18 protein-coding genes are annotated in these 19,196 nt (G+C 71.5%); 8 read left to right on the forward strand and 10 right to left on the reverse strand.

Going from position 1 to position 19,196, the window contains the following annotated elements; genetic code table 11:
- The first annotated feature begins 169 nt into the window (after nucleotides 1-169).
- The 3 genes from ACIP8Z_RS32825 (at nucleotide 170) to ACIP8Z_RS32835 (ending at nucleotide 2,920) form a co-directional block, all read left to right on the forward strand.
- Nucleotides 170-1,105, forward strand: coding sequence for an ABC transporter ATP-binding protein (locus tag ACIP8Z_RS32825; protein WP_402089920.1), 936 nt, complete (start codon nucleotides 170-172; stop codon nucleotides 1,103-1,105).
- A complete protein-coding gene (locus ACIP8Z_RS32830) occupies nucleotides 1,102-1,878 on the forward strand; it encodes an ABC transporter permease (protein WP_402089921.1) in 777 nt (258 codons plus the stop codon). The genes ACIP8Z_RS32825 and ACIP8Z_RS32830 overlap by 4 nt, the downstream gene beginning before the upstream one ends.
- A 73-nt stretch (nucleotides 1,879-1,951) precedes the next feature.
- Complete coding sequence (locus tag ACIP8Z_RS32835; RefSeq protein WP_402090058.1) at nucleotides 1,952-2,920, forward strand: heme A synthase; 969 nt, start codon at nucleotides 1,952-1,954, stop codon at nucleotides 2,918-2,920.
- A gap of 29 nt (nucleotides 2,921-2,949) precedes the next feature.
- On the opposite strand, the gene ACIP8Z_RS32840 is transcribed toward ACIP8Z_RS32835, so the two are convergent.
- From ACIP8Z_RS32840 to ACIP8Z_RS32850, 3 genes are all read right to left on the reverse strand, one after another.
- Nucleotides 2,950-4,050, reverse strand: a complete 1,101-nt coding sequence (locus tag ACIP8Z_RS32840; RefSeq protein WP_402089923.1) for an amidohydrolase family protein — start codon at nucleotides 4,048-4,050, stop codon at nucleotides 2,950-2,952.
- Nucleotides 4,051-4,125: 75 nt separating this feature from the next.
- Nucleotides 4,126-4,446, reverse strand: a complete 321-nt coding sequence (locus ACIP8Z_RS32845; RefSeq protein WP_402089925.1) for a hypothetical protein — start codon at nucleotides 4,444-4,446, stop codon at nucleotides 4,126-4,128.
- 155 nt (nucleotides 4,447-4,601) lie between these two features.
- The gene (locus ACIP8Z_RS32850; protein ID WP_030322505.1) at nucleotides 4,602-5,549 is read right to left on the reverse strand and encodes a heme o synthase; all 948 of its coding nucleotides are present in this window, start codon (nucleotides 5,547-5,549) and stop codon (nucleotides 4,602-4,604) included.
- A 314-nt stretch (nucleotides 5,550-5,863) separates the two neighbouring features.
- On the opposite strand from ACIP8Z_RS32850, the gene tkt reads away from it, so the two are divergent.
- The 5 genes from tkt to pgl are packed head-to-tail and all read left to right on the forward strand — an operon-like array spanning nucleotide 5,864 to nucleotide 12,478.
- A complete protein-coding gene (gene tkt / locus ACIP8Z_RS32855) occupies nucleotides 5,864-7,951 on the forward strand; it encodes a transketolase (protein ID WP_402089927.1) in 2,088 nt (695 codons plus the stop codon).
- 36 nt (nucleotides 7,952-7,987) lie between these two features.
- Complete coding sequence (tal, locus tag ACIP8Z_RS32860; RefSeq protein WP_402089929.1) at nucleotides 7,988-9,106, forward strand: transaldolase; 1,119 nt, start codon at nucleotides 7,988-7,990, stop codon at nucleotides 9,104-9,106.
- 5 nt (nucleotides 9,107-9,111) lie between these two features.
- A complete protein-coding gene (gene zwf / locus ACIP8Z_RS32865; protein ID WP_319308414.1) occupies nucleotides 9,112-10,644 on the forward strand; it encodes a glucose-6-phosphate dehydrogenase in 1,533 nt (510 codons plus the stop codon).
- Entirely contained in the window at nucleotides 10,641-11,699 is a 1,059-nt protein-coding gene (gene opcA / locus ACIP8Z_RS32870) for a glucose-6-phosphate dehydrogenase assembly protein OpcA (RefSeq protein WP_402089931.1), read from the forward strand. The genes zwf and opcA overlap by 4 nt, the downstream gene beginning before the upstream one ends.
- Nucleotides 11,696-12,478: a 6-phosphogluconolactonase gene (pgl, locus tag ACIP8Z_RS32875; protein WP_402089933.1), complete on the forward strand. Its 783-nt coding sequence runs from the start codon at nucleotides 11,696-11,698 to the stop codon at nucleotides 12,476-12,478. Before opcA ends, pgl begins: the two co-directional genes overlap by 4 nt.
- A gap of 22 nt (nucleotides 12,479-12,500) precedes the next feature.
- Here the strand turns inward: pgl and ACIP8Z_RS32880 are convergent, their stop codons facing one another.
- The 7 genes from ACIP8Z_RS32880 to tpiA form a co-directional block, all read right to left on the reverse strand.
- Nucleotides 12,501-14,081, reverse strand: a complete 1,581-nt coding sequence (locus tag ACIP8Z_RS32880) for a PH domain-containing protein (protein ID WP_402089935.1) — start codon at nucleotides 14,079-14,081, stop codon at nucleotides 12,501-12,503.
- Nucleotides 14,078-14,578 (reverse strand): PH domain-containing protein, encoded by a 501-nt coding sequence (locus ACIP8Z_RS32885; RefSeq protein ID WP_402089937.1) that lies wholly within the window; start codon nucleotides 14,576-14,578, stop codon nucleotides 14,078-14,080. Before ACIP8Z_RS32885 ends, ACIP8Z_RS32880 begins: the two co-directional genes overlap by 4 nt.
- Nucleotides 14,579-14,582: 4 nt before the next feature.
- A complete protein-coding gene (gene pgi / locus ACIP8Z_RS32890) occupies nucleotides 14,583-16,244 on the reverse strand; it encodes a glucose-6-phosphate isomerase (RefSeq protein WP_402089939.1) in 1,662 nt (553 codons plus the stop codon).
- 47 nt (nucleotides 16,245-16,291) lie between these two features.
- Entirely contained in the window at nucleotides 16,292-17,506 is a 1,215-nt protein-coding gene (locus ACIP8Z_RS32895; protein ID WP_402089941.1) for an MFS transporter, read from the reverse strand.
- A gap of 163 nt (nucleotides 17,507-17,669) precedes the next feature.
- Nucleotides 17,670-18,005 carry an RNA polymerase-binding protein RbpA gene (locus ACIP8Z_RS32900; protein WP_071891222.1) on the reverse strand — a complete coding sequence of 112 codons (336 nt, stop codon included), beginning with the start codon at nucleotides 18,003-18,005 and terminating at the stop codon, nucleotides 17,670-17,672.
- A 77-nt stretch (nucleotides 18,006-18,082) separates the two neighbouring features.
- Nucleotides 18,083-18,313: a preprotein translocase subunit SecG gene (secG, locus tag ACIP8Z_RS32905; protein WP_017238647.1), complete on the reverse strand. Its 231-nt coding sequence runs from the start codon at nucleotides 18,311-18,313 to the stop codon at nucleotides 18,083-18,085.
- A gap of 97 nt (nucleotides 18,314-18,410) precedes the next feature.
- The gene (tpiA, locus tag ACIP8Z_RS32910; protein WP_402089943.1) at nucleotides 18,411-19,190 is read right to left on the reverse strand and encodes a triose-phosphate isomerase; all 780 of its coding nucleotides are present in this window, start codon (nucleotides 19,188-19,190) and stop codon (nucleotides 18,411-18,413) included.
- Between the last annotated feature and the right edge of the window lie 6 nt (nucleotides 19,191-19,196).

A 19,196-nucleotide genomic window follows, 5' to 3' on the forward strand; every position in this document is an offset into this window, starting at 1 on the left:
GGAAATGATCATTCATAGGATGAATAAGAGGCCGGATCCGGCCGCCCGTGACCCCGTACGCGCAGGCCACGACGGGTGCCGCCGCCGTGAGGCGCGCGGGGAGGTCACGCGTCCGGGGACCCGGGCCCCGCGCCAGGAGGGCCCTCCGCCCCTCTCTAGACTTCCCGACATGCGAAACGAGTCCGTCGGGTCCGTCGTCCAGGTCCGGGGCCTGGTCAAGCGGTACGGCAACAAGACCGCCGTCGACGGCCTCGACCTCGACGTACGGGCCGGTACCGTGACCGCGGTCCTCGGCCCCAACGGGGCCGGCAAGACCACCACCATCGAGACCTGCGAGGGCTACCGGAAGCCCGACGCCGGCACCGTGCGCGTCCTCGGCCTCGACCCGGTCGCCGACGCGGCCGCCCTGCGCCCCCGGATCGGCGTCATGCTCCAGTCGGGCGGCGTCTACTCCGGCGCCCGCGCCGACGAGATGCTCCGCCACATGGCGAAACTGCACGCCCACCCACTGGACGTGGACGCGCTGATCGAACGCCTCGGCCTCGGCTCCTGCGGCCGCACCACCTACCGGCGCCTCTCCGGCGGCCAGCAGCAGCGCCTCGCGCTCGCCATGGCCGTCGTCGGCCGCCCCGAGCTCGTCTTCCTCGACGAGCCGACCGCCGGACTCGACCCGCAGGCCCGCCGCGCCACCTGGGACCTCGTGCGCGAGCTGCGCGCCGACGGGGTGACCGTGGTCCTCACCACCCACTTCATGCAGGAGGCGGAGGAACTCGCCGACGACGTCGCCATCGTCGACGCCGGCCGGGTCGCCGCCCAGGGCAGCCCCGAGCAGCTGTGCCGCGGCGGAGCCGAGAACACCCTCCGCTTCACCGGCCGCCCCGCGCTCGACCTGGGCTCGCTGCTCAAGGCGCTGCCCGACGGAACCTCAGCGGCGGAGCCGCTCCCGGGCACGTACCGGATCACCGGCACCGTCGACCCGCAGCTGCTGGCCACGGTCACCAGCTGGTGCGCCCAGCACGGCGTCATGCCCGACGGCATCTCCGTCGAGCGCCACACCCTCGAAGACGTCTTCCTCGAACTGACGGGCAAGGAACTGCGGTCATGAGCACCGGTACCTACTCCCCCGAGCCCGGCGCCGCCCCCGTCGGGCGGATGATCGCGGCGCAGACGGCCCTGGAGACCCGGATGCTGCTGCGCAACGGCGAGCAGCTGCTCCTCACGGTGATCATCCCGTCGCTGCTCCTGGTGCTCTTCTCCACCGTCGACATCATCGACGTCACCGGCACGGGCGCCGACAAGGCCGTCGACTTCCTCGCTCCGGGCATCCTCGCGCTCGCCGTCCTGTCGACCGCGTTCACAGGACAGGCCATCGCGACCGGTTTCGAGCGGCGGTACGGGGTGCTCAAGCGCCTCGGCGCCTCGCCGCTCCCCCGCTGGGCGCTGATGACCGCCAAGACGCTCTCCGTCCTGGTGACCGAGGTCCTCCAGATCGTCCTCCTGACCGGGATCGCCCTGGGCCTCGGCTGGTCCCCGCGGGGCAACCCCCTGTCGGTCCTCGTGCTCCTGGTCCTCGGCACGGCCGCCTTCTCCGGCCTCGGCCTGCTGATGGCGGGCACGCTGAAGGCGGAGGCCACCCTGGCCGCCGCCAACCTGGTCTTCCTGCTCCTCCTGGTGGGCGGCGGCGTCATCGTCCCGCTGGCGAAGTTCCCGGACGCGGCCCGTGCGGTCCTGGAGCTGCTCCCGATCTCGGCCCTCTCCGACGGCCTGCGCGCGGTCCTCCAGGACGGCGCGGCCCTGCCCTGGGGCGACGCGCTGACCCTCGCGGTCTGGGCCGTCCTCGGCCTCGGCGCGGCGGCGAGGTTCTTCCGCTGGGAGTAGCGGAAGGGTCCCAGAGGGTGACGTTTCCCGACAAGGCACCCCTCGTGAAAGCGTGCACAAGCCCCGGCCTACGATAGGGCCCGTGCTGACCCCCCTCGCCTCCATCGCCAGGCGCTGGACCCCGTCCCCCAGGACGCTCCGGCGCGCCGCGCTCTCCGCCGTCGTGATGAGCGTGCTCATCATCGTCACCGGTGGCGCGGTCCGGCTGACCGGTTCCGGTCTGGGCTGCGACACCTGGCCGAAGTGCACCGACGACAGCCTGATCGTGACGCCCGAGCAGGGCTACCGCGGCGCGATCGAGTTCGGCAACCGGATGCTGACCTACGTCCTGTCGGCCGCGGTCGGCTGGGCGATCATCGCCGCCCGGTCCACCAAGCCGTGGCGGCGCGGGCTGACCCGGCTCGCCTGGTCCCAGTTCTGGATCGTGATGAGCAACGCCGTCATCGGCGGCATCACGGTGTGGATGGGCCTCAACCCGTGGACGGTCGCCGGCCACTTCCTCGCCGCGAACGCGCTGCTCACCGTCGCCGTCATCACCTGGCACCGGACCGGCGAGGGCGACACCGCCGCCCGCCCGCGCGTGCCGCGCCCGGTCCGCAAGCTGTCCTGGGCGATCACCATCGCCTCGGGTCTGCTGATCGCGCTCGGTACGACGGTGACCGGCGCCGGCAAGCACGCCGGTGACAGCAGCGACGTGCCGCGCATGCCGTGGGACTGGACGGACGCCGCGCACCTCCACGCCATCGCCGCCTGGGTCGTCTGCGCCCTGGCGCTCGCCATGTGGCTGGTCCTGCGCATGGTGGACGCGCCGCTCGACACCCGGGCGCGCGCCCGCGACCTGCTGATCGTGCTGCTCGCGCAGGGCGTCATCGGCTACGTGCAGTACTTCACCGGGGTCCCCGAGCTCCTGGTGGCCGCCCATATGCTCGGCTCGTCCCTGATGTGGATCGCGGTCCTGCGCCTGGCCCTGAGCCTGCGCGAGCGCCCGCTGCCCACCGCCGACATCCCGGCCCAGGCCGACGCCCATCTGGCGACGGCCTGACCGCTCCGCCCGACCTGCGTCCGACGGGTCTACCGGCTCCCCGCGAGCCGGTAGACCCGTCGCGCGTTCCCGGCCGCGATCATCGTGGCGACGCGCTGCGCGTCCGTACGGGACCAGGCGCCGTCCATGACCCATTCGCCGAGCACCCGGGTGAGGGCGGTGCGGAAGACGTTCGCGGCGACCACATGGAGCTCGGGCAGGCCGTGGGCGCCGCTGGAGAACAGCAGCTTCCCGAACGGCGCCCGCTCCAGGACCTCGGCGAGGACCGCCGCCGCCCGCGCCCCGGTGTGCGCGAGGACGGGGCCCAGGTCGGCGTGGACGTGCGGGTGCACGGCGGTGAGGTGCGCGGCGGCACGGTGGTACGGGTACGAGTGGAGCAGCACCAGGTCGGTGCCGAGCCCCGCGGTGGCGGCGGCGAAACCGGCGAGCGAGGCAGGGTCCCGGTCCCCGGTGTGCAGCTGCAGGGGGCGCCCGGCGGTGACCGCGATCCAGAGCAGATGGCGCAGCAGGACGGGGTCGGTGAGCGGGCCGCCGGCCGGGCGTCCGGCGAGCCAGCGCCCCGCGGCCCCGCGTACCTCTCCGGGTCCCGGGGGTTCGGGCGTGTACGCGAGCCCTCGGCGTACCCCCGCCACGGAGGCGAAGGCCACGGCGTGGGCGGCGGCGCCGTGGACGGCCTCGGCGAGGTTGGCGAGGAAGGCCTCGACGGTCCCCGAGCTGTCGGCGACCTGTTCGGCGAGGGGTTCGAGGCGGACGATCTCATGGGCCTCGGCGGCCCCGGTGGCACCGAGCTCGGCCGGTCCCGTGAGGTCCTCGGGGACCCCGGTGTCGACGAGGTACGTGGCGATCCCGGAGGCCCGCAGCAGCCGGCGGCCCGCCTCGGCGGCGCCCAGTTCGCGGCGGCGCGCGAGATACCGGGCGGGTGGGCAGTGCGCTTCGAGACCGAGCAGCGGCGGGCACCACCGGCGTACGGCGAAACCGGTCTGGGTGTCGAAGAAGGTGGTGCCCGCGGCGGGCAGCGCACCGCTCCCGCCGAGCTGGGCTCCGAGGCGGGCCTCGAAGGTGCCGAGGCCGAGCTCCGTACGGAGCACCCCGTGGCAGTACTGGTCCACCAGGCTCGGCGTGTCGATCATCTCGGGGGGCTCCCTGCGTGGCCGTGTCGCTTCTCCACACGTCCTAACGGGTGAGCCCCGCGCGAAGTTGTTGCCTCAGCTGTTGGAGGGTCCGCCGATCTGGATACCGGCCATCCGGGTCCACTCGTACGGGCCGGTGGCGACCTTGGCGGCGAACTCGCCGTCGAACTCCTCGTGGAGGGTGAGGCCGGCCTTCTCGGCGGCCTGGCGCGCGATCTCGTACGTCGGCGCGACGAGGTCGCCCCAGCCGCCGTCGGTGCCGACGAGGACGATCCGGGTGCCCGCCTGGCCGATGTGCGCGAGGTGTCCCTCGGAGCCGCCGTGCTCCTTGGCGAAGGCCTTGATCTCCTTGGCGAGCCTGGCCGCCTTGCGCTCTTCCTGCTTCGTTTCTGCCATGAAAGGGATGCTACCGAGGGGTAGATCTACTGGCGACGGCCGGGTCACGTGGCCTATCCCACGTGACCCGGCCGCCGGCCGAGCAGATCATCTGAGCGGGGACATCGGTCGAGACGTCCCGGAAAGTCCCTCGTGCGGGTCCCCGCAGGGGGCCCCTATCGGAGGAACGGGTCCACCGCGACCGCCACGAAGAGCAGCGAGACATAGGTGATGGACCAGTGGAAGAGGCGCATCTCCTTGAGCTTCGCGCCGGTGGCGCCCGCCTTGGCGCGGTTGAGCAGCCCGTGCGCCTCCCAGAGCCACCAGCCGCCGGTGAGCAGGGCGACCGACAGATAGAACCAGCCGGTGTAGCCGAGCGGGGTGAGCAGCAGCGAGACGGCGACCATCACCCAGCTGTACGCGACGATCTGCTTGGCGACGACCTTGTTGGAGGCGAGGACCGGGAGCATCGGCACGCCGGCGCGGGCGTAGTCGTCCTTCACCTTCATCGACAGCGGCCAGTAGTGCGGCGGCGTCCAGAAGAAGATGACGGCGAAGAGGATGACCGCCGCCCAGGACATCGAGTTCGTGACGGCGGACCAGCCGATGAGGACCGGCAGGCAGCCGGCGATCCCGCCCCAGACGATGTTCTGCGTCGTCCGGCGCTTCAGGATCATCGTGTAGACCACGACGTAGAAGAGAAGCGCGCCGAGCGAGAGCGCGGCGGAGAGCCAGTTGACGAGCAGGCCGAACCAGAGCGTGGAGACCACGGCGAGGGTCAGGCCGAAGACCAGGCCCTCGCGCGGCGTCAGGACGCCGGTGACCAGCGGACGCTGGGAGGTCCGGTCCATGAGCGCGTCGATGTCGCGGTCGATGTACATGTTGAGCGCGTTGGCGCCGCCCGCGGACAGATAACCGCCGAAGCAGGTGGCGAGCACCAGCCACAGGTCGGGCACGCCCTGCTCGGCGAGGAACATCACCGGAACGGTGGTGATGAGCAGCAGCTCGATGATCCGCGGCTTGGTCAGCGCCACGTATGCCTTGACGCGGGCCCCGAACGGCCGATGGCCCCCCGGGCTGGGAGTCAAGACGACCCCTGCGGGTCGGGACTCGACGGCCGTCACGCACACCCCTGACAGAGAAATTCCCAGCAAGCTCCCCGGATGAAGGCGGGGTGAAGCTTGCGCGTACCACGCCACTGTAGACGTTGCCCAGACGCCGATCTTCGCGGGGGTGGGGTCGTGTTGAGGGGGTGTGTCCCAAGGCGTGGACGCCCTTCGGGAGGCGAACTCACACGGGCGGCGGCAGTCTTGCTGTGTCCGCTCATTTGAGGGGCATGCACACGAAAAGAGGGACGTTCCGGCGGGGGTAGGCTCGACAACGCCGGTACACCCTCAGTCACCGGCTTCAGACATGTGGAGAGGAGCCCTGACCCAGGGTGAGCACTAAGCCGACCACCACAGACCTCGAGTGGACCGAGTTGGACCAGCGGGCCGTCGACACCGCCCGCATCCTGGCGGCGGACGCCGTACAGAAGGTCGGCAACGGCCATCCCGGTACGGCGATGAGCCTGGCGCCCGCCGCGTACACCCTCTTCCAGAAGGTGATGCGGCACGACCCGGCCGACCCCGAGTGGGTCGGGCGCGACCGGTTCGTCCTCTCCGCGGGACACTCGTCCCTGACCCTCTACACCCAGCTGTACCTGGGTGGCTTCGGGCTCGAGCTGGACGACCTGAAGGCCTTCCGCACCTGGGGCTCGAAGACCCCCGGTCACCCGGAGTACGGTCACACCGCCGGGGTCGAGACCACCACGGGCCCGCTGGGCCAGGGTGTCGCCAACGCCGTGGGCATGGCGATGGCCGCCCGCTTCGAGCGCGGTCTGTTCGACCCGGAGGCCGCCACCGGCACCTCCCCGTTCGACCACCGCATCTACGCGATCGCCGGTGACGGCTGCCTGCAGGAGGGCATCTCCGCGGAGGCGTCCTCGCTGGCCGGCCACCAGAAGCTCGGCAACCTGATCCTGCTGTGGGACGACAACCACATCTCGATCGAGGGCGACACCGAGACGGCCGTGTCCGAGGACACGATGAAGCGGTACGAGGCGTACGGCTGGCACGTCCAGCGCGTCGAGCCGCAGGCCAACGGCGACCTGGACCCGGCCGCTCTCTACGCGGCCATCAAGGCCGCCGAGGCCGAGACCGAGCGTCCGTCGTTCATCGCGATGCGCTCGATCATCGCCTGGCCCGCCCCGAACGCGCAGAACACCGAGGCCGCGCACGGCTCGGCGCTCGGCGACGAGGAGATCGCGGCCACCAAGCGCGTCCTCGGCTTCGACCCGGAGAAGACCTTCGAGGTCTCCGACGAGGTCATCGCGCACACCCGTTCGCTGGGCGACCGCGGCCGTGAGGCCCGCGCCGCGTGGGAGAAGTCCCTCTCCGAGTGGCGTACGGCCAACCCGGAGCGCGCCGCCGAGTTCGACCGCATCCAGGCGAACGAGCTGCCGGCCGGCTGGGCGGAGAAGCTCCCGGTCTTCGAGCCGGGCAAGGGTGTCGCCACCCGTGCCGCCTCGGGCCAGGTCCTCAAGGCGCTCGGCGCGGTCATCCCGGAGCTGTGGGGCGGCTCGGCCGACCTCGCCGGCTCCAACAACACGACGATCGACAAGAACTCGTCGTTCCTGCCCGAGGGCAACCCGTTGCCGGAGGCCGACAAGTACGGCCGCACGATCCACTTCGGCATCCGCGAGCACTCCATGGCCGCGGAGATGAACGGCATCGCGCTGCACGGCAACACGCGCATCTACGGCGGCACCTTCCTGGTGTTCTCCGACTACATGCGCAACGCCGTCCGCCTGTCGGCCCTGATGCACCTCCCCGTCACGTACGTCTGGACCCACGACTCGATCGGTCTGGGCGAGGACGGCCCGACGCACCAGCCGGTGGAGCACCTGGCCTCGCTGCGCGCGATCCCGGGTCTCAACGTGGTCCGTCCGGCCGACGCCAACGAGACGGCCATCGCCTGGCGCGAGATCATGCAGCGCCACACGAAGGTCTTCGGCAAGGGCGCCCCGCACGGTCTGGCGCTGACCCGCCAGGGTGTGCCGACGTACGCGCCGAACGAGGACACGGTCAAGGGCGGCTACGTGCTGTTCGAGGCCGACGGCGGCGATGCGGAGGTCGTGCTGATCGGCACGGGCTCCGAGGTGCACCTGGCCGTCGAGGCCCGTGAGCAGCTCCAGGCCGCCGGTGTCCCGACCCGTGTGGTCTCGATGCCGTCCGTGGAGTGGTTCGAGGAGCAGGACCAGGCGTACAAGGACTCCGTCCTGCCGCCGTCGGTCAAGGCCCGTGTCGCGGTCGAGGCCGGTATCGGTCTCACCTGGCACCGCTACGTCGGCGACGCCGGCCGGATCGTCTCCCTGGAGCACTTCGGTGCGTCGGCGGACGCGAAGGTCCTGTTCCGCGAGTTCGGTTTCACGCCGGAGGCCATCGTCGCCGCCGCCCGGGAATCGATCGACGCCGCCGCGCGCTGATCCGCATACGTACGACTTAATGGAGATGGAATTCTCATGACAGACGCTCTCAAGCGCCTCTCCGACGAAGGCGTCGCGATCTGGCTGGACGACCTCTCGCGCAAGCGGATCACGTCCGGCAACCTGGCCGAGCTCATCGACCAGAGCCATGTGGTCGGTGTGACCACGAACCCGTCGATCTTCCAGAAGGCCATCTCGCACGGTGACGGTTACGAGCAGCAGCTCGCCGACCTCGCCGCCCGCAAGGTGACCGTCGACGAGGCCATCCGGATGATCACGACGGCGGACGTCCGCGACGCCGCCGACATCCTGCGTCCGGTCTTCGAGGCGACCCAGGGCCAGGACGGCCGGGTCTCCATCGAGGTCGACCCCCGTCTCGCCCACGAGACGACCGCCACCATCGCCGAGGCCAAGCAGCTGGCCTGGCTGGTGGACCGTCCCAACACGCTCATCAAGATTCCGGCCACCAAGGCGGGTCTGCCGGCGATCACCGAGGTCATCGGCCTCGGCATCAGCGTCAACGTGACGCTGATCTTCTCCCTCGAGCGCTACCGCGCGGTCATGGACGCCTACCTGGCGGGCCTGGAGAAGGCCCGCGAGCGCGGCCTCGACCTCTCCAAGATCCACTCGGTGGCCTCCTTCTTCGTGTCCCGGGTGGACTCGGAGATCGACAAGCGCCTGGACGGCATCGGCACCGACGAGGCCAAGGCCCTCAAGGGCAAGGCCGCGCTGGCCAACGCGCGTCTGGCGTACGAGGCGTTCGAGGAGGTCTTCTCCTCGGAGCGCTGGTCCGCCCTCGACAAGGCACAGGCCAACAAGCAGCGTCCGCTGTGGGCCTCGACCGGCGTCAAGGACCCGGCGTACAAGGACACCCTCTACGTCGTGGACCTGGTCGCCCCGGGCACGGTCAACACCATGCCGGAGGCCACCCTGGAGGCCACCGCCGACCACGGCGTGGTCGACGGTGACACCGTGCGCGGCACCTACGACCAGTCGCGTGCCGAGCTCGCGGCCGTCGAGAAGCTGGGCATCGCCTACGACGACGTCGTCCAGCTCCTGGAGGACGAGGGCGTCGAGAAGTTCGAGGCGTCCTGGAACGACCTTCTCAAGTCCACCGAGGCGGAGCTCTCGCGCCTCGCACCTTCGGAGGCGTAAGCACTTTGAGCGCAGTCCACGGAGCCAACCCGCTCCGTGACGCCGCAGACCGACGGCTCCCGCGCATCGCGGGGCCGTCGGGTCTGGTGATCTTCGGCGTCACGGGCGATTTGTCCCGTAAGAAGCTGATGCCTGCCGTCTACGACCTGGCCAACCGCGGCCTGCTGCCGCCGGGCTTCTCGCTCATCGGCTTCGCCCGCCGGGAGTGGCAGGACGAGGACTTCGCGCAGGAGGTCCACGACGCCGTCGAGCAGCACGCGCGCACGCCGTTCCGCGAGGAGGTGTGGCAGCAGCTGATCCAGGGGATGCGTTTCGTCCAGGGCGACTTCGACGACGACGACGCGTTCGAGCAGCTGAAGGACACCATCGAGGAGCTGGACAAGGCGCAGGGCACGGGCGGCAACTTCGCCTTCTACCTGTCGGTCCCGCCGAAGTTCTTCCCCAAGGTCGTCCAGCAGCTCAAGAAGCACGGGCTCGCCGACCAGAAGGACGGCTCCTGGCGCCGCGCGGTCATCGAGAAGCCCTTCGGCCACGACCTGGTCTCCGCCAAGGAGCTCAACGAGGTCGTCCACGAGGTCTTCCCGCCCAACGAGGTCTTCCGGATCGACCACTACCTCGGCAAGGAGACCGTCCAGAACATCCTGGCGCTCCGCTTCGCCAACACCCTCTTCGAGCCGATCTGGAACCGGTCGTACGTCGACCACGTGCAGATCACCATGGCCGAGGACATCGGCATCGGCGGCCGCGCCGGCTACTACGACGGCATCGGCGCCGCCCGTGACGTCATCCAGAACCACCTGCTCCAGCTGCTCGCGCTGACCGCGATGGAGGAGCCCGCCTCCTTCGACGCCGACGCGCTGGCCGCCGAGAAGACCAAGGTCCTCGGCGCGGTGAAGCTGCCCAAGGACCTGGGCAAGTCCACGGTCCGCGGCCAGTACGCCGCCGGGTGGCAGGGCGGCGCGAAGGCCGTCGGCTACCTGGAGGAGGACGGCATCGACCCCCAGTCGAAGACCGACACCTTCGCCGCCATCAAGCTGGAGATCGACAACCGCCGCTGGGCGGGCGTCCCCTTCTACCTGCGCACCGGCAAGCGGCTCGGCCGCCGCGTCACCGAGATCGCGGTCGTCTTCCAGCGCGCCCCGCACTCCCCCTTCGACTCCACCGCGACCGAGGAACTCGGCCGCAACGCCATCGTCATCCGGGTCCAGCCGGACGAGGGCGTGACGGTGCGGTTCGGCTCCAAGGTGCCCGGCACCCAGATGGAGATCCGGGACGTGTCGATGGACTTCGCCTACGGCGAGTCCTTCACGGAGTCCAGCCCCGAGGCGTACGAGCGGCTCATCCTCGACGTCCTGCTCGGCGACTCCAACCTCTTCCCGCGCGTCGAGGAGGTCGAGCTGTCCTGGAAGATCCTCGACCCGATCGAGCAGTTCTGGGACAAGCACGGCAAGCCCGCGCAGTACCAGTCCGGCACCTGGGGTCCGGTCGAGGCGGACGAGATGCTCGCACGAGACGGACGGAGCTGGCGCCGGCCATGAAGACCGACCTGACGGACACCACGTCCTCCAAGATCAACAAGGCGCTGGTGCTCGGGCGGCGGGCGATCGGCACGCCGGCCGTCGGCATGGTGCTCACCCTCGTCATCGTCACCGACGAGGAGAACGCCTACGACGCGCTGAAGGCCGCGAACGAGGCGTCCCGCGAGCACCCCTCGCGGACCCTCGTCGTCATCAAGCGGGTCTCGCGCTCCCCGCGGGACCGTTCCAAGGCACGGCTCGACGCCGAGGTCCGCCTCGGCGCCGACGCCAGCACCGGTGAGACGGTGGTCCTCCGGCTGTACGGCGAGGTCGGCGACCACGCCCAGTCGGTGGTGCTGCCGCTGCTCCTCCCGGACGCCCCCGTCGTCGTCTGGTGGCCGGTGAACGCGCCGACCGACCCGGCGAAGGATCCGCTGGGCGCCCTCGCCCAGCGCCGGGTGACCGACACGTACGCCGCCGAGCAGCCCATCCACGAGCTGACCGCGCGCGCGGACGCGTACACCCCGGGCGACACGGACCTCGCGTGGACCCGCATCACCCCGTGGCGTTCGATGCTCGCCGCCGCGCTCGACCAGGTCGTGTGCGAGGTGACCTCCGCCGAGGTCGAGGGCGAGGAGTTCAACCCGAGCGTCGAGCTGCTCGCCATGTGGCTGGCGGAGCGGCTGAAGATCCCGGTGCGCCGCTCGAAGTCGTCCGGTCCCGGTCTCACCTCCGTACGGATGGAGACCAGCTCAGGACCGATCGTCCTCGACCGGCCGGACGGGTCGCTCGCCACGCTCTCCATCCAGGGGCAGCCCGACCGTGCGGTGGCGCTCAAGCGCCGCGACACGGCCGAGCTGATCGCGGAGGAGCTGCGCCGGCTGGACCCGGACGACACCTACGCGACGTCGCTCAAGTTCGGCCTGGAGCGGCTCGACGAGGAGGCGGCCGTCACCGCCCCCGAGATCGTCGTCGAGACGGTCGTGGAGACCGTCGTGGAGTCGGCCGCCCCGGCCACCCCGGCCGCCAAGCCGGCCGCGAAGAAGGCCCCGGCCAAGAAGGCGGCGGCCAAGTGAGCGCGCCCCAGCTGGTCGTCCACCGCGACAAGGAGCTGATGGCCGAGGCCGCGGCGGCCCGGCTGATCACGAAGATCGTGGACGCCCAGGCCGCCCGCGGCTCCGCCTCGGTGGTGCTCACCGGCGGACGCAACGGCAACGGCCTGCTGGCGGCGCTCGGTTCGGCGCCCGCGCGGGACGCGGTCGACTGGTCGCGGCTCGACCTGTGGTGGGGCGACGAGCGTTTCCTGCCCGAGGGCGACCCCGAGCGGAACGTCACCCAGGCCCGGGAGGCGCTGCTCGACCGGGTGCCGCTCGACCCGGCGCGGGTGCACGCCATGCCGGCCTCGGACGGCCCGTACGGCTCCGACGTCGACGCGGCCGCGGCCGCGTACGCGGAGGAGCTGGCCGCCGCCGCGGGTCCCGGTGACCACGGCGGGGTGCCGACCTTCGACGTCCTGATGCTGGGCGTCGGCCCGGACACCCATGTGGCCTCGCTCTTCCCGGAGCTGCCCGCGGTCCGCGAGACCGAGCGGACCGTCGTCGGTGTGCACGGCGCGCCCAAGCCGCCGCCGGTACGGGTCTCGCTGACCCTTCCGGCGATCCGGTCGGCGAAGGAGGTCTGGCTGCTCGCGGCCGGTGAGGACAAGGCGAAGGCGGCGGCGATCGCGCTGTCGGGCGCGGGCGAGGTGCAGGCCCCGGCGGCGGGCGCCTACGGCCGCTCGCGCACGCTGTGGCTGCTGGACACGGCGGCGGCCTCGGAGCTTCCGCGGAGTCTGTACCCGCCGGCGTCCGCCTGACGCAACGCCTCGGAGGCCCGGTTCACCCCTCGGTGGACCGGGCCTCCCGCGTGTCTCGCGCCGGTACGGGTTCGAGGAAGGGCACGAGCAGGTCCGGTACGGCCCCGGCGGCGAAGGTGAGGCCCTGGCTCCGGCCGACGTCGAGGATGTCGTACGCGCCCGCTCCGGCCGCCGTGGTGGCGGTGAGGGTCAGTACGCCGGCCCGCCGCTGGAAGTACGACTGCTTGACGGTCCAGCCGATGACGCCGGAGCGCTGGAGGGCGACCGTGGCCCGCCGGACCGTACCCGAGCGGGTCACCAGGTAGGCGCCGCTGACGCCGTGCCCGAGAGCGCGGTAGGCGTCGAGGGCGAACAGCACCGCGACCGGGCCGAGGACGACCGCGCAGCCGGCCGCCACGTACAGCAGGACCGGGGTGAGGAGCAGCCCGAGGAGGACGAGGACCGCCACGGGCACCAGGACGCTCCCCAGCGCCCAGCGCACCCTCCGGGTGCGGGCGGCCCGGGGGTGGGCGGCGAGGGGCGCCCCGGTGGGCGACTCCGGCTCGCGCAGCACCTGGGCGGCGACCCGGTCGGCCACCGCCCGCTCCGCGGCCGGCAGCAGGTTCTTGAGGTCGGCGTGCTTGTCGTCGTCGTCCTGGACGAGCCCGGTGGCGACGGCGTCGACACGCGCCGCGCCGAACACGCGGACGCCGAGCGGCTCGACCAGCTCGATGCCGCGCAGCCTGCGCTCCTCTATGGAGACCGAGCGGGCGGTGAAGAGCCCGCGGGAGACCCGCAGAGTGCCGCCTGGCTCGCGCTCCAGACGGTAGTTCCACCACATCTCGACCCAGAGACCGAGGGCGCCGACGGCACCGGCGACGGTGGCGAGGAGCACCAGGACGAGGATCATCCAGGGGATGGAGACGTCCTGGAACCGGTCCCCTATCCAGTCGATGACCTCCCCCTGGGCGCCGAACCACTCACTGACCTGCATGACCGCTCCGGCCGCCGCGCCGCCGAGGGCGGGCGCGAGGAAGGAGACGGGGGCGTAGCGGATCCAGCGCGGGTCGAGCGTCGCGAGAGAGGGGTCGTGGTCCGGGGCCTCGGGGCCGGCCGCGGGGCGGGCGAGCAGCTCGTGGCGCAGCCGCTCCCCCTCGGCCCGGGTGACCAGGTCGAGTTCGAGCGTGGAGTCGCCGCCGCCGGTGTGCTCGCCGGTGCCGATCCGGACCTTGACGAGGCCGAGGGAGCGCTGGAGCGGGTTGGCGGTGAGGTCGGCGCTGCGGACGCGCTCACGGGCGAGCGAGCGGCGCTGGACGACGAGGAGCCCGGTGTGGAGCTCCACCCTTTCGGCGCCGATCCGGTAGCGCGTCCGGCGGAGCCGGACGGTCTCCGCGACGATGTCGGCGAGCAGGGCGAGGGTGACGCCCGCGGCGACCCAGGCGACCGCCTGCCACAGCGGGTGCGGCCCGGCGAGCGCGAAGGTGACGGGCAGCGCGGCGCCGGCGAGGACGCCGCCGAAGAGGACGACCCGGACGAGGACGGTACGGGGATCGAGGCGCAGCCAGACCCTCTCCTGGTTCCCGCGGGCGGCGGCTCCCGTCATCGTGTCCGGTGCCTCGTTCATGTGGCGTCCCCGGGGGTGGCCTGGGTGATGACGGTCAGCCGCTCGGCCAGCTCGGCGGCCAGCTCGTGGTCGAGGCCCTCGATCCGGATCGCGCCCTTGGAGGAGGCCGTGGTCACCGTCACGGTGGCGAGCCGGAAGCCCTGTTCCAGCGGGCCGCGCGAGGTGTCGACGGTCTGGATCCGGGACATCGGCGCGATCCGCCACTCCTGCCAGAGGGCCCCCGTGCGGACGTAGACGGCGTCCTCGGTGACCTCCCAGCGGTGCACCCGGAACCACCAGGCGGGGAAGAACGCGGTGCAGATGAGGCCCAGGACCGCCACGGCTCCGGCCGAGACCAGCAGCCAGAACCGGGCGGGCCCGATGAGGGCGCCGAGGACGCCGAGGACCACGACCGGTACGGCGGTGGTCGCCAGGAGCCGGCTCCGCCACCAGGCGACGGCCCGCTCGTCCACGGCGTTCCTGGGCGGCCGCAGCCGCACCGCGTTCTCCCCCGTCATGGCCCTACCGTCCGCGCAGCGTGCGGTAGGCGGACACGAGTCCCGCGGTGGAGCTGTCGAGGTGCTCGCCGCCCTCGCCCTTCGTCAGGACCGGCTCGATCCGCTTGGCGAGGACCTTGCCGAGCTCGACGCCCCACTGGTCGAAGGAGTCGATGTTCCAGATGGCGCCCTGGACGAAGACCTTGTGCTCGTACAGCGCGATGAGCTGGCCGAGGACGGACGGGGTGAGCGCGTCGGCGAGGATCGTGGTGGTGGGGTGGTTCCCCTGGAAGGTCTTGTGCGGGACGAGCTCCTCGGGGACGCCCTCCGCCCGTACCTCGTCGGGGGTCTTGCCGAAGGCCAGGGCCTGCGTCTGGGCGAAGAAGTTGGCCATGAGCAGGTCGTGCTGGGCGACGAGGCCCGGCAGCAGGTCGTCGACCGGCCGCGCGAAGCCGATGAAGTCGGCCGGGATGACCTTGGTGCCCTGGTGGATCAACTGGTAGTAGGCGTGCTGCCCGTTGGTGCCGGGGGTGCCCCAGACGACCGGCCCGGTCTGCCAGTCGACCCGGTTGCCCTCGCGGTCCACCGACTTGCCGTTGGACTCCATGTCGAGCTGCTGGAGGTAGGCGGTGAACTTGGAGAGGTAGTGCGAGTACGGCAGGACGGCGTGCGACTGGGCGTCGAAGAAGGCGCCGTACCAGACCCCGAGGAGGCCGAGGAGCAGCGGCGCGTTCTCCTCGGGCGGAGCCGTACGGAAGTGCTCGTCGACGAGGTGGAAGCCGTCGAGCATCTCGCGGAAGCGCTCCGGGCCGATGGCGATCATCAGGGAGAGGCCGATGGCGGAGTCGAAGGAGTAGCGGCCGCCGACCCAGTCCCAGAACTCGAACATGTTCGCGGTGTCGATGCCGAACTCCTCGACCTTCTCGGCGTTGGTCGAGAGGGCCACGAAGTGCTTGGCGACGGCGTCCTGGCCGGCCCGCAGACCGGTGAGGAGCCAGTTCCGCGCGGAGGTGGCGTTGGTGATCGTCTCGATGGTGGTGAAGGTCTTCGAGGCGACGATGAACAGCGTCTCGGCCGGGTCGAGGTCGCGGACGGCCTCGTGGAGGTCGGCGCCGTCGACGTTGGAGACGAAACGGACCGTCAGGTCCCGCTGGGTGTAGGAGCGCAGGACCTCGTAGGCCATGGCGGGTCCGAGGTCGGAGCCGCCGATGCCGATGTTGACGATGTTCTTGATCGGCTTGCCGGTGTGGCCGGTCCACTCGCCCGCGCGGACCTTGTCGGAGAACGCGCCCATCTTGTCGAGGACGGCGTGGACGCCGGGGACGACGTTCTCACCGTCGACCTCGATCACGGCCCCGCGGGGGGCGCGGAGCGCGGTGTGGAGGACCGCGCGGTCCTCGGTGGTGTTGATCTTCTCGCCGCGGAACATGGCGTCACGGAGCTCGGCGACGCCGGTGACGGCCGCCAGTTCGCGCAGCAGGGTCAGCGTCTCGTCGGTGACGAGGTGCTTGGAGTAGTCCAGGTAGAGGTCGCCGACGCGCAGGGCGTAGCCGGTGCCACGCTCCGCGTCGGCGGCGAACAGGTCGCGCATCCGGGTCTCGCCCAGCTGCTCACGGTGCTTGCCGAGGGCCGCCCACTCGGGCAGCCGGTTGAGCCTGGTGCGGCCTTCGTTCTTCATCTCGGACATCGCCCACTTCTTCTCGTACTGCTTGTCTGCCCCGCTGCCTCTCCAACCTAATTGATCAGGGGGGCGAGTGACGCGACGGCGAGCGCGAACAGCGCCGCCGCGAGCGGAGCGGGGGTGAGCGGTCCCCAGCCGGCGGCCGCCGCGCCGCCCAGCACGGCCCCGAGCGGGGCGCCCGCCACGGCGAGGGTGCGGAAGGCGGCGGCGATGCGGCCGAGCATGCCCTCGGGGGCGCGCTCCTGCATGAGGGTCGTCTGCTGGACGTTCCACACGGTCCCCATGAAGCCGAACACGGCCATGGCCCCGACCGACACCGCGAGGACGGGCACCGTCCCCAACAGCACCAGGCAGCCGGTCTGGACGGTCCCGGCGAGGAACACCGCGCGGATCCGTCCGGTCCGTTCGGCGATCCGGCGGGCCAGGAACCCGCCGGCGACACCGCCGACCGCGAAGGCGGTGACGGTGGCCGCGTATCCCGCGTTCCCGGCGTGGAGACCGTCGGTGACCAGGACGACGAGGGTGGCGATGAGGGCGCCCATGCCGATGTTGCAGAGGATGGTGGCCGTGCAGAGCCGGCGCAGGGAGCGGTCCGCGCGCAGGACGGCGAGCCCCTCCGCCGTCTCGGCCCGGAGGGTGGATCCGGCGGGGCGGGGCGGCCGCTCGGGCGCGCCGGTCCGCAGGGAGGCGATGAGCAGCGCGGCCAGGACGTAGGTGGCGGCGTCCGCGGCGTACGGCACGGCGGGTCCGGCGAGGAGCAGGGCGGGCACCAGGGGCGCGGCGAGGAGCCCGCCCGCGAGCTGCTGACCGGTCATCAGGCGGGCGTTGGCCCCGGCCAGGGTCTCGGCGGGCACGAGGGAGGGGAGCAGCGCGGTGGCGGCGTTGTCGAAGAGGGTCTGCAGGGTGGTGAGCGCGAGGGCGAGGGCGAGGAGCAGGGCGATGCCGGCGTGTCCGAGGGCGACGGCGACGGCGAACCCGGCCATGAGCGCGCCGCGTACGAGGTCGACGGCCCACATGGCCCGTCGCTGGTCGACGCGGTCGGCGACGGCCCCGCCGAGCAGCCCGAAGAGCAGCCAGGGCAGATAGCCGCAGGCGGTGACGGAGGCGATGAGGAGGGGGTCGTCGGTGAGCGAGGCGGCGAGCAGCGGCATCGCGGCGGTGCGCAGGGAGTCGCCGAAGCGGGAGACGACCGCGGCCGTCCACAGCCTGCCGAAGCCGCCCCGCCAGGCGGGCACGGCCTTGCCGCCCGCTGTCGCCGTCGTCGTCATGGTGGTACACCCCGTCCGCCCGCCGGATCCGGAGACCCCTGCACGACCGACGCTAAGGGGCACCACTGACAACGGGCCGTTGCGCGTGCGGAGACGCCGAACGGGCCTTGTCCGCGAACCGAGTTCGCGGGCAAGGCCCGTTCGTCACATCGTCACACCGCGTTCAGATCTCGCCGCGCAGCTTGGCGAGCGCCTCGGCGAGAATCGCCTCGCCGTCCGCGTCGCTGCGCCGCTCACGCACATAGGCGAGGTGGGTCTTGTACGGCTCCGTGCGCGGCGGGTCCGGCGGGTTGTCCCGGTCCTGACCGGCCGGGAAGCCGCACCGTGGGCAGTCCCAGGTCTCGGGGATCGCCGCGTCGCTGGCGAAGCTCGGCTGCGTCTCGTGCCCGTTCGAGCACCAGAAGGAGATGCGGGCGCGCGGCGCCGATTCGCCCCGCTCGGCCTCGCCCATCGGCCCCGCCCCGACCCGGCTTCCCCGGATCGCGTTGCCACTTGCCACGGTCGTAACTCCCTGCGTGATGGTGCTCGAAGATGCCCCAGTCTACGTAAGGCCCAACGCGCGTCCAGTGTTCGGAGTTACCCGTCCAACTTCATCAGCAGACCGAGTACCACAATGCAGGCGAACCAGAGCAGACCGACCACGACGGTGATGCGGTCCAGGTTGCGCTCGGCGACCGAGGAGCCACCGACGGAGGACTGCATTCCGCCTCCGAACATGTCGGAGAGGCCGCCACCCTTGCCCTTGTGCATCAGCACGAGCAGCATCAGCAGCCCGCTGAAGACGATGAGGGCGATCGAGAACCCCATAACCACGGCTGGACCAACTTCCTCGGACTTATACGGACGGGGGCCGGGCACCTGCCCGACCCCCGCAAGGGTACGACGTAACTCCGCTACCGCATACTCACTGGTCGCGGAAGCGGACGATCTTGACGAACTCGTCGGCGTCCAGGGCCGCGCCGCCCACCAGGGCGCCGTCGACGTCCGGCTGCGCCATGATCGCGCCGACGTTGCCGGCCTTGACCGAGCCGCCGTACTGGATGCGGACCTTGTCGGCCAGCTCCTGCGAGTACAGCTCCGCGAGGCGGCCGCGGATCGCCCCACAGACCTCCTGGGCGTCGTCGGGGGTGGCGACCTCGCCGGTGCCGATGGCCCACACCGGCTCGTACGCGATCACGATGGTCTCGGCCTGCTCGGCCGGGACGTCCTTCAGACCGCCGTCGAGCTGGGCGAGGGTGTACTCGACCTGGTTGCCGGCCTTTCGGACGTCCAGGCCCTCGCCGACGCAGAGGATCGGGGTGATGCCGTGCTTGAAGGCGGCCTTCACCTTGGCGTTGCAGACCTCGTCGTTCTCGGCGTGGTACTGCCGGCGCTCGGAGTGGCCGACGGCCACGTAGGCGCACTTCAGCTTGGACAGCATCAGGCCCGAGATCTCGCCGGTGTAGGCACCGGAGTCGTGCGCCGAGATGTCCTGGGCGCCGTACTTGATCTTGAGCTTGTCGCCGTCGACCAGGGTCTGTACGGACCGCAGGTCGGTGAAGGGAACCAGGACCGCGACCTCACAGGCGTCGTAGTCCTTGTCGGTCAGGGCGAAGGCGAGCTTCTGGACGTGGGCGATGGCCTCGAGGTGGTTGAGGTTCATCTTCCAGTTGCCCGCCATCAGCGGGGTGCGGGTGCTGCTCATGAAAGG

The sequence above is a fragment of the Streptomyces sp. NPDC088553 genome (assembly GCF_044752965.1).
In the GTDB taxonomy this organism is placed as follows: domain Bacteria; phylum Actinomycetota; class Actinomycetes; order Streptomycetales; family Streptomycetaceae; genus Streptomyces.